The organism is Cupriavidus phytohabitans (assembly GCF_000426345.1).
GTDB lineage: Bacteria > Pseudomonadota > Gammaproteobacteria > Burkholderiales > Burkholderiaceae > Cupriavidus.
In genome coordinates this window covers 1-8702 of record NZ_AUFE01000123.1, presented here as the reverse complement: position 1 = coordinate 8702, position 8702 = coordinate 1, and the positions used below count along the sequence as shown (strand labels likewise).

At 67.7% G+C, this 8702-nt stretch carries 6 protein-coding genes and 4 pseudogenes; 3 read left to right on the top strand and 7 right to left on the bottom strand.

Features of this window, described 5'->3' with window-relative positions:
• The 3 genes and pseudogenes from K309_RS40945 to K309_RS0132700 all read right to left on the bottom strand — a co-directional run.
• Positions 1 to 211 (bottom strand): annotated as a pseudogene (locus tag K309_RS40945) (IS5/IS1182 family transposase); the annotation flags it as partial.
• Positions 212 to 493: 282 nt separating this feature from the next.
• Positions 494 to 1120, bottom strand: coding sequence for a c-type cytochrome (locus K309_RS0132705; protein WP_029050199.1), 627 nt, complete (start codon positions 1118 to 1120; stop codon positions 494 to 496).
• 22 nt (positions 1121 to 1142) lie between these two features.
• The gene (locus tag K309_RS0132700) at positions 1143 to 2873 is read right to left on the bottom strand and encodes a pyrroloquinoline quinone-dependent dehydrogenase (protein WP_029050198.1); all 1731 of its coding nucleotides are present in this window, start codon (positions 2871 to 2873) and stop codon (positions 1143 to 1145) included.
• A 337-nt stretch (positions 2874 to 3210) separates the two neighbouring features.
• Here K309_RS0132700 and K309_RS0132695 point away from each other — a divergent pair, with 337 nt between their 5' ends.
• Positions 3211 to 3891: an ankyrin repeat domain-containing protein gene (locus tag K309_RS0132695; protein WP_029050197.1), complete on the top strand. Its 681-nt coding sequence runs from the start codon at positions 3211 to 3213 to the stop codon at positions 3889 to 3891.
• Positions 3892 to 3902: 11 nt separating this feature from the next.
• On the opposite strand, the gene K309_RS0132690 is transcribed toward K309_RS0132695, so the two are convergent.
• On the bottom strand, positions 3903 to 4967 hold the full coding sequence (locus K309_RS0132690) for a YVTN family beta-propeller repeat protein (RefSeq protein WP_029050196.1): 1065 nt from the start codon (positions 4965 to 4967) through the stop codon (positions 3903 to 3905).
• A gap of 257 nt (positions 4968 to 5224) precedes the next feature.
• A pseudogene (locus K309_RS40940) lies at positions 5225 to 5548 on the bottom strand (TonB-dependent receptor); the annotation flags it as partial.
• A 265-nt stretch (positions 5549 to 5813) separates the two neighbouring features.
• On the opposite strand from K309_RS40940, the gene K309_RS0132680 reads away from it, so the two are divergent.
• Complete coding sequence (locus tag K309_RS0132680; protein WP_084402663.1) at positions 5814 to 6578, top strand: NADPH-dependent F420 reductase; 765 nt, start codon at positions 5814 to 5816, stop codon at positions 6576 to 6578.
• A gap of 64 nt (positions 6579 to 6642) precedes the next feature.
• On the opposite strand, the pseudogene K309_RS38370 reads toward K309_RS0132680, so the two are convergent.
• A pseudogene (locus K309_RS38370) lies at positions 6643 to 7411 on the bottom strand (helix-turn-helix domain-containing protein).
• Positions 7395 to 8321, bottom strand: coding sequence for a DMT family transporter (locus tag K309_RS0132670; protein ID WP_029050193.1), 927 nt, complete (start codon positions 8319 to 8321; stop codon positions 7395 to 7397). Before K309_RS0132670 ends, K309_RS38370 begins: the two are co-directional and overlap by 17 nt.
• A gap of 188 nt (positions 8322 to 8509) precedes the next feature.
• On the opposite strand from K309_RS0132670, the pseudogene K309_RS40935 reads away from it, so the two are divergent.
• Positions 8510 to 8702 (top strand): annotated as a pseudogene (locus tag K309_RS40935) (hypothetical protein); the annotation flags it as partial.

The window sequence follows — 8702 nt, the reverse complement described above, 5'->3', positions numbered from 1 at the left end:
CGGCACTGACGCCGGCACCGGCCACTGCCAGTGTCGGACCAAACAAGTCCTCGCCGACCACAGTGCGTCCATCCTTCCCCTTGCGCGCAAGCACCGGCGCCAGGGCCGCCTCAATGTTGTTCCATGGCATCCGGGTCGCCAGCACTGCGAGCGGATGCCGTAGATCAATCATCCCGTCCAAGCGGCTGCGAAAGAAGTCCGGTGTGCTCATCAGCAAGGCCCTCAAATCTCCCAGGATTTAAATCAGATTCCTATTCGATCTGGGAGTTCTGCACGCAGCACAATTCTTCCGACGCCTTGCTGCGCCTTACCCTTCAACATTCTGCAGGCCGGACTAATGAGATAACGAGGGCATTTGTTGCTGAATTCCTAATGAAATTCAGAAAACATTGCTGTATGTGATGAAATCGACGCTTGCGTCGCAACGTCATGCCGGTGCGCTGCACGGCACCTGGCCGGGCGCCGTGCCCAGTGGCGGGATATATATCGCGGCCTAATTCAGGCCGGTAATGTAGTTGGCCAGATTCTTGATATCGTCGTCGCTCAGGTTGCGCGAGACGCTGGTCATATTGCCCGCGTCGTTGGTACGCCTGCGGGCGCGGAAATCCTCCAGCTGCTTGACGATATACGCGTACTGCTGGCCGGCCACCCGTGGGATTTCATTCTGGCCGGCGAATCCGCCGAGATGGCACATCGTGCAAAGCACTTCCTCCGCCTTGCTGCGCCCGGCCGCGACACGCGCGGCATCGACCTTGTAGGTCGACGCGATCGGCTTCTGCGCGGCGAAGTAGTCGGACAGGTCCAGCATGTCCTCTCGCGACAACGGAGCGGCCATGGGCGACATGGCTGGGTCGCTACGCCGCCCTTCCTTGAAGTCACGCAGTTGCAGGTAGAGGTAGCGCGCGGTCTGCCCCGCCAGCTGCGGATAAGCGGGATCGGTGGAATTGCCCTGCGCGCCGTGGCAGGCTACGCATACCTGTGCCTTGGCCTGCCCGGCGGCGGCATCGGCGCGGGCATTGCTGCTTGCGCCCGGCAGTGCCAGCAGCGCAGCCACGACGGCTGTCGCCACGGCGGCCCGCGCCGCCGGATTGCGGCGCGGATGGATCGGCGTGCCCGGCATTTCCGATTGCGTGTCTATGGTCCTATTGCACCGCGAAGACAAAAATGCTGTTGCCGCGCTTGAAGTCCAGCTGGGTGTTGCCGCCAGCTGCCACGGCAATGTACTGCTTGCCGCCGACGGTATAGGACACCGGTGGAGAATTCACGCCGGCGCCGCACTGGAACTGCCACAGCAGCTTGCCGTTGGCCGCATCGAACGCCTTGAACAGGCCGTTGCCCTCGCCAGTAAAGACCAGCCCGCCGGCCGTCGCCAGCACGCCGCCGATCAGCGGCTGCTCGGTCTTGTAGTCCCACGCCACCTTGCCGCTATCGATATTGACCGCCGACAGCTTGCCCCACTGCTGCTCGCCCGGGATGACCTTGAACGCGCCGCCCAGCCACAGCTTGCCGCCTGGATAGGGTACGTCTTCCACCTGGTACGTCATCGGCTGATGCAGGTTGGCGGCATAGGCAAGGCGCGTCTTCGGGTTGAATGCCATGGGCGACCACTCCACGCCGCCGTTCGCGCCCGGCAGCATGCGCGCGCCTTGCGGGGTGGGGAGCGTCCACATGTTCTCCTGCGGGATCATCGCCTGCGAGTAGCGGATCAGGCGGCCGTCGCGGCGGTCGTGCACATAGACGTGCCCGGTCTTGCCGCCGTGGATGACGCCCGGGATCAACTGTCCTTTTTCGTCGCGCACGTCGACCAGGATCGCCGGGCTGGCCGCATCCAGGTCCCACACGTCATGGGCGATATATTGCAGGTGCCACTTGTAGGCGCCGGTGTTCAGGTCGACCGCGACCAGCGAGTCGGTGTACAGGTTGTCTCCGGGACGGATCGCCCCGTACAGGTCTGGCGACGGATTGCCCACCAGGAAGATCGCCAGGTTGCTGGCGCGGTCGACGGCCGGGGCCATCCACACGCCGCCGCCAAGCGTCTTGTAGAAGTCGCCGCCCTTGTCGGCCAGCATCTTCTTCTCGGCGGCGATGTCGCGCTTCATGTCGCGGCCGGTGGCGTCCCTGGTGGCCCACACGCCTTCGTGGCCCTTCTCCGGGATGGTGTGGAAGGTCCAGAGCAGCTTGCCGTCCGTGGCGCTGAACGCCTTCAGGAAGCCACGGATGCCGTATTCGCCGCCATTGGTGCCGATCAGGACCTTGTCGTCGATGACGACCGGCGCCATGGTTTCGGAGTAGCCGAGTTCAGGATCCGCAATCTGCGTCTCCCACAGCAGCTTGCCGGTCTTGGCATCGAGCGCGACCAGCTTGGCGTCGAGCGTGCCCATGTAGAGCCGATCGCCGCTGATCGCCACGCCCCGGTTGTTCGGCCCGCAGCAGAACGTGGTGACCGGCCCCATCTTGTGCTTGTAGTGCCAGAACTCCTTGCCCGTCACCGCGTCGATGGCATAGACATGGTTGTGGGAAGTCGTCAGGAACATGACGCCGTTGACGACGATCGGCGCGGTTTCCATCGATTCCATCACTGCCGTCTGGAAGACGAAGGCGGGCCGCAGTCTGGCAACGTTCTTCGTGTTGATCTGCGTCGCCGGGTAATAGCGCGTCTGGAAGTACGAACCGTTGGAGTGCAGCCAGTCGTTGCCATTGGTGCCCGCGGCATCCAGCTGGCCTTGCGTGACGGGGCGCAGCGCACTGGACATCGGCGCGGCGGATGTGGTCGCGCCGCCCTGGATTTCCCCGGCAGCGAATGCCGCGGATGCGTGCAGGGCAAGGAACAGCAGAGGGAGGGCATGCCTGGAGAGGCGAGGGAGTGAGAGCATGGGGCGCTCCTTATTCGATCTTCTTTCGACCTGGCCGCTGGGGAGCGAAACGCGCAAGCCGGCAGGAGCCGATGCGTATCGAGGCGACGAAAAGGCGGCTGCGCCGCGCGTCGTAGTGGCCCGAGGTGAAGTGCAGTATAGGCAAGAACCCTTGCAAAGCAACCGACATGCCGGCCGCTCCCGTCGGCGCCTTGCAGCATGCAGGGCGTGCTTGAATTTGTGCTTCCCGCGCACCAGACTTAGCGGGCGGGCACCGGCGCAGGCCGGGAACGGCCGCGCAAGGCGAAACCTGCGTTGCGCGATGTGCCGCGCCGGGGTGTCATGGGAGGGGCCGGAAATGAGTCGTGATCTGCGAAGGATTCCAGTGGCGTGCCTGTGCGCGTTCGGCCTGTTCGCCGGCAACGTACTTGCGCAAGGCGACATCAGCGTGAACGCGCGCCTGCTGGCTTCGGCGCGCGCCGGCGACGAGGCCGGCGTGCGGGCTGCGCTGGAGCAGGGCGCTGCGGTGGACGCGCGCAACCGGATCGGCGACACGCCCCTGATGACTGCGTCCAAGCGCGGCCTGACCGGCATGGCGCGCACGCTGGTCGAACGCGGCGCCAATGTCAGCCAGGCAAACCTGCAAGGCGTGACGCCGCTGATGGCGGCGGCGTTTGGCGGGTACCAGGACATCACCGCGATGCTGCTGGCGCGACATGCCGAACTCAACGCCACCGACCGCGTCAGCAAGACCGCCATGATCTATGCATCGGGAGAGGGCCGCACGGTGGTGGTGAAGCAGTTGCTCGATGCCGGCGTCGACAGCAACGCACGCTATGCGCATGGCCTGACGGCACTGATGTGGGCTGCCGGCTATGACAAGGGCGAGGTCGTGCAACTGCTGCTTGCGCGCGGCGCCGATGCCTCGTTGCGCGATGACCGCGGGCTGACGGCGCGCGAGATTGCGGAGCAGGCAGGCGCGAAGAGCGTGATGTCCATCCTGTCGGGCAGCCAGACCGCGGCGGCGCCGGCGAAGTAATGCCGCGCCGCCTACGGCGAATCGATCGAACCCACGCTCTTCGGAAAGGTCACGATGCCCCAGCTTAGCGGCAGCCCGTCGAAGTGCTTCACCGGCTGGTAGGTGCGCGCGTCGAAGACATAGACCGCATTGGAGCGACCGCAGGCCACCAGCAGCCGTGCATCGTCCGGCGTAAAGCTGAAATGCCAGCAGCGCTTGCCGACCGGAATCTCGGCCAGTGGCGCGAAGGTCTGCGCATCGAACACCTGCAGGGTGTCGGCGCGCGACGCGGCGACGAACAGCCGCGCGCCGGCGCGATCGAACGCCACGCCGTAGGGACCGGTGCGCGTCGGCACGGTGCGCTGCACGCGCAAGTCCGTGGCGTCGACCACCACGAACGCATTGGCGGTTTCCAGTGTCACCACGTAGCGGGTGCCGTCGGGGCTCGCCTTGATCCCGCGCGGCCGCGAGCCGGCCGGCATCGGCAGCAACTTCACTTGCCTGCCGCTGGCCGTCTCGTAGACGGTGACGGTGTCGTCGCCTTCGTTGGTCACCAGCATCAGCCTGCCGTCGTGCGAGAACTCGATCCCTTCGGTTTCCAGCCCGCTGCGGATCGTGCGGCTCACACGCCAGTCTTTCAGGTCGATCACGGCGATTTCGGCCGGCAGGGACTTATCGTCATTGCCTTTGGTCTTTGCGGGAGCTGCCGGCGTGGCGCCGGGCGGGCCGGAGCGCTCGCCCGGTTCGAACGTGACGAAGGCCTGGTTGCCGGCCACGCGCACGAATTCCGGGTTCTGTCCGATCGGCACGCGCCGGACCGGCTGGCCGGTGCTCAGGTCGATCACCGACACGTCGCCCGTGTCCCGGTTGGCCGCCAGCAGGTATTTGCCATCGGCGGTCACGCCGAGTCCGCGCGGCCCCTTGCCGCCGGCCGGAAGGCTGGCGACGGCTTCAAGCCGGTCCAGGTCGATGACGGCGATGCCGCCGCCTTCGGTCGAAACGTAGGCCTGCGCCGCGCGGGCAGAGATCGGGCACGCCAGCGCCAGTACGGCAGCGGCCAGCATGCATTGCGTACGGCGTAAACGATGCGTAGGCATGGCGCTTTCTCCTTGCTCGGTTGACCGGCGTCCGATTCAACGCCCGTCCCATTCATAGCGCACGCCGACCAGGAGCAGCCGCGGCGCGCCGGGTGCGACAAAGCGCTCGACGGGTACGGCGGCACCCGGCTGCAGCAGCGTGCCGCCTGGAAACAGGTTGTAGCCGACTGCCCGTAGGTCTCGTAGCGGCGATCGAATACGTTGTCGATGCGTCCGTAGCGCTGCCAGCGCGGCGAGAACTGCCAGCTGGCGCGCAGGTTCAGCAGCAGGTAGCCAGCGGTGCGGGCCAGGCCCGGGTCTTGCGCGCTGAGTGCATCATCCTCGTTGCCCGCCACCGGCCGCGATGACGACACGATCATGTCGCCGCCTACGCTGACGGCCGCGGTTGCGCGCCAGTCGGCGCCGAGCCTGAAGCTGTGCAGCGCAATGCCTGCCATGCGCGTGCCCGGATGCACCCCCACCGGCGCGGCGAACGGCGATTGCAGCTGGCCTTCCGCCTGGAAGGTCGCTTGCGTGTAGCTGTAGCCGGCGCGCAACGTCAGCCGCCCAAGCCGCTGGCGCAAGCCGAGTTCAAGGCTCATCCCTGGCACATGCCGGGACCGGCGGGCGCGGCGTCGGGCGTAGGCCATTGGGGGTTCCCCTCTCGCGCCGCATCGCGCGGTCGGCTGTGACGGAGACTTCTTGGCGTGGCGCAAATGCTACCTAATCTAGTCCAGCGCGCAGGCAGTGCCAAGGGCGATTGCCCGGTAAGCCATTTTTTCGCCTAGAGTTCCTTGGGCGGCCGGCGTGCGGCAGGAGATCCTGCGCAGGGGGCGCGCTGGCAAGCAATCATCCTGGGAGTGCATGATGCAAGAGCCGGCCAACGTCTTCGGCCCCGAACGGCGCCGCATGCTGCGAGCGGGGGCGCTGGCCCTGCTGGCATTGAGCGTTGCGCCGTTGAGCGCGTGCGCCGGGCGAACGGCCGCCGCCGCCGCGAACGCGGGCCCGGCGCGCATCGGCGTGATCGGCTCCGGGCGCATTGGTGGCACCGTCGGCGGACTCTGGGTCAAGGCGGGGCATCCGGTCCTGTTCTCGTCGCGGCATCCTGAAGCGCTCAAGCCGCTGGTCGACGGCCTCGGCCCGCTCGCGCGGGCGGGCACGGTCGCCGAGGCAATCGCCTTTGCCGAGGTGCTGTTCCTCGCCACTCCTTACCACGCCTTGCCGCAACTCAGCCAGGAGAATGCCGGGGCGTGGTCGGGCAAGATCGTGCTGGATGCCACCAATGCCATTGTCCAGCGCGACGGCGCGATTGCCGATGAGGCGCAGCGTAACGGCATTGGCATCACCACGGCGAAATACCTGCGCGGGGCCCGCGTGGTGAGGGCGTTCAACTTCATGGGCGCGACCAATTTCGCCAATTTGCATCACCGGTCCGGCGGCCTGATCGCCGTGCCGATTGCCGGTGACGACGAAGCGGCGCTGCAGGTGGCGGCGCAGCTGGTGCGCGATGCCGGGTTTGAGCCGGTGGTGGTGGGGCCGCTGGCCAGCGCGGACAAGTTCGCACCGGGCGGGCCATTGTTCCGGCAGATCGGCACGGCCGAAGAATTCCGCGGGAAGATGAGCGGGCAGTAGCGCCAGTGGTGCCAGTGGCGCCAGTGGTGCCGGTCGCCGCGAAGGTAGCGGTCCCGTGCGCCGTTCAGCGCCGTCGACCGGACAAGGCGGCCGCGCGCCATGCGCCGGGCGGTTGCCCGAAGCGCCGCGTAAAGCTGCGCGTAAAGGTGGTCCGGATAGCCTGACGCCAGCGCGATCTCAGCCAGTGGCAGTGTGGTCTGCGACAGCAGCCGCACCGCCCGGTCCAGACGCAGCCGGGTCTGGTACCGGTGCGGCGTATCGCCGAAGGCCTCGGCAAAGAGGGTCTGGAAGCGGCGCACGCTCCAGCCGAAATGCCCGGCCACCTCGGCCACCCGCAACGGCTCGGACAGGTTGGCGCGCAGGTAGGCATCGACGGCCATCAGCGGGAAGACATGCTGGTCGGCCGGCATGCCCAGGCTCTCGGCCAGTGCCGCGGCCAGCGTCGCGGCAAGCTGCCAGTCGGTATGCGGCCCGCGCGCGGCCGCGGCGGCGCGCCACGCGGCCAGGGCGCGGACCCGGCTGCCAAAGGCACCGTCCAGCGCAAAGGTGCGGGGGCGTGCCATCAGCCGTGCCGGCAGCGCTACCGACTGCGCCGGGAAGTCCGCGACCAGCTGCAGGTTGCCGTCGAAGCCCAGGAACTCATGGTGGCTGCCGGCCGGCACGATCAGCCCGGTGCGCGCGTCGACGCGGTAGACATGGCCATCGATCTCCAGTTCGGTCGCGCCCGCCAGCCCGAACAGCAACTGGTGGTAGCGGTGCTGGTGGCCGTCGGGCTGGTCGCGGTAGCGGCGGTGCTCGACCAGCGGGGCAGGGGCTTCAGCGCGCTTCGGCATGCCGCTGCCTGCCCTGGCTCTGGCACAGCCATACGCCCGCGCCGGCCACCGCCATGCCAAGCGCCTGCACCGCACCCAGTCCCTGGCCGAACAGCAACCATGCCTGCGCCGCCGCCAGCGGCGGCGCCAGGAACATCAGCGCCGCGGCATTGGCCGCCTGCCCGCGCCGCACCAGGCCGACCAGCAGCCACGTGCCGCCGCCAGACAGCCCGAGGCCGGCCCACGCCAGCGCGGCCCACAGCAACATGCCGCCTTCCCAGTGCAGCGGCGCGCCGGCGCCCCCGGTCGCGAGCATGGCAGCGACCATGACGCCGGCCACCAGCATGGCGCCCAGGTTCTGCCACGCCGAGCTGGCGCGCAGGTCGGAGGTGGCGATGGCGGATTTTTGCAACAGGGTTCCCATGGTGATCGAAACAATGGCCAGAACGCCCAGCAGCACGATCCACGGCGAAACCGGCTGCACACCGGCCTGCATCGCCGGCGCCACGACCAGCGCAACGCCCAGTGCACCCAGCGCCAGGCCCTGCCAGGTCCGCCTGGAAGGTAGCTCTTTGAGCAGTGGAATGGCAAGCAGCGCGGTCAGCAGTGGCTGCAGCGCGCCCAGCAGCGCCATGATCGCCGGCGGCAGGCCTTGCGCCACGGCGCCGTAGCCGGCACAGAGGTAGACGCCCTGCATCAGCGCGCCGGCCAGCAGGTGGCGTGGCGCGTCGCGCAGCGGCGGCCAGGCCGCGCCGGCGGCCAGCGTCCATGCCACGAACATCAGCCCGGCCACGGCAAAGCGCGCCAGCAGGAACAGGCTGGTATCGGCCAGGGGCACGATGGCCTTGCCGACGATGAAGCCGGTGGACCAGACCAGCACGAAGGCGAGGCTGGGCAGCCAGGCGGGGGCGGCGAAGACGGGGCGCGACATGACAGCCATCGGAAAAGACAAAGCGCAAGGCTAACGAGGCTCTGCCTCAGACCGACGAGTAGTACGGGTGACTGCGGAGCGCTGAGGGGGTAAGGTGGCTCCGGTCGAGCCGGCTGGGACAAGCCCAGCGATGTACGAGCTCGAAGCTCAATGGGGTCCGAAGACCCCGTGGACGACCGGAGCCAGACATGACGGTACCACACAGTGTGTGCGATGTTCTACGCGACCACGTCGTGCTCGAAAGCGAGTGCATCGACCGGATGTACCTCAACGTGTACGTGCCGCAGTTGCAGCGCGTAGGCGGCGTGGTGTGGTACCTGCGCGGCCACCTCGGTCAGCGCTTTGCCTCGACGGCGACGGTGGCGCCCAAGACCGTGGCCT

Excerpts from the sequence above, each read along its gene's own strand:
- K309_RS0132670 (WP_029050193.1), bottom strand. The coding sequence starts at position 8,321 with ATGTCGCGCCCCGTCTTCGCCGCCCCCGCCTGGCTGCCCAGCCTCGCC.
- K309_RS0132705 (WP_029050199.1), bottom strand. The coding sequence starts at position 1,120 with ATGCCGGGCACGCCGATCCATCCGCGCCGCAATCCGGCGGCGCGGGCC.
- K309_RS0132700 (WP_029050198.1), bottom strand. The coding sequence starts at position 2,873 with ATGCTCTCACTCCCTCGCCTCTCCAGGCATGCCCTCCCTCTGCTGTTC.
- K309_RS0132690 (WP_029050196.1), bottom strand. The coding sequence starts at position 4,967 with ATGCCTACGCATCGTTTACGCCGTACGCAATGCATGCTGGCCGCTGCC.
- K309_RS0132680 (WP_084402663.1), top strand. The coding sequence starts at position 5,814 with ATGCAAGAGCCGGCCAACGTCTTCGGCCCCGAACGGCGCCGCATGCTG.
- K309_RS0132695 (WP_029050197.1), top strand. The coding sequence starts at position 3,211 with ATGAGTCGTGATCTGCGAAGGATTCCAGTGGCGTGCCTGTGCGCGTTC.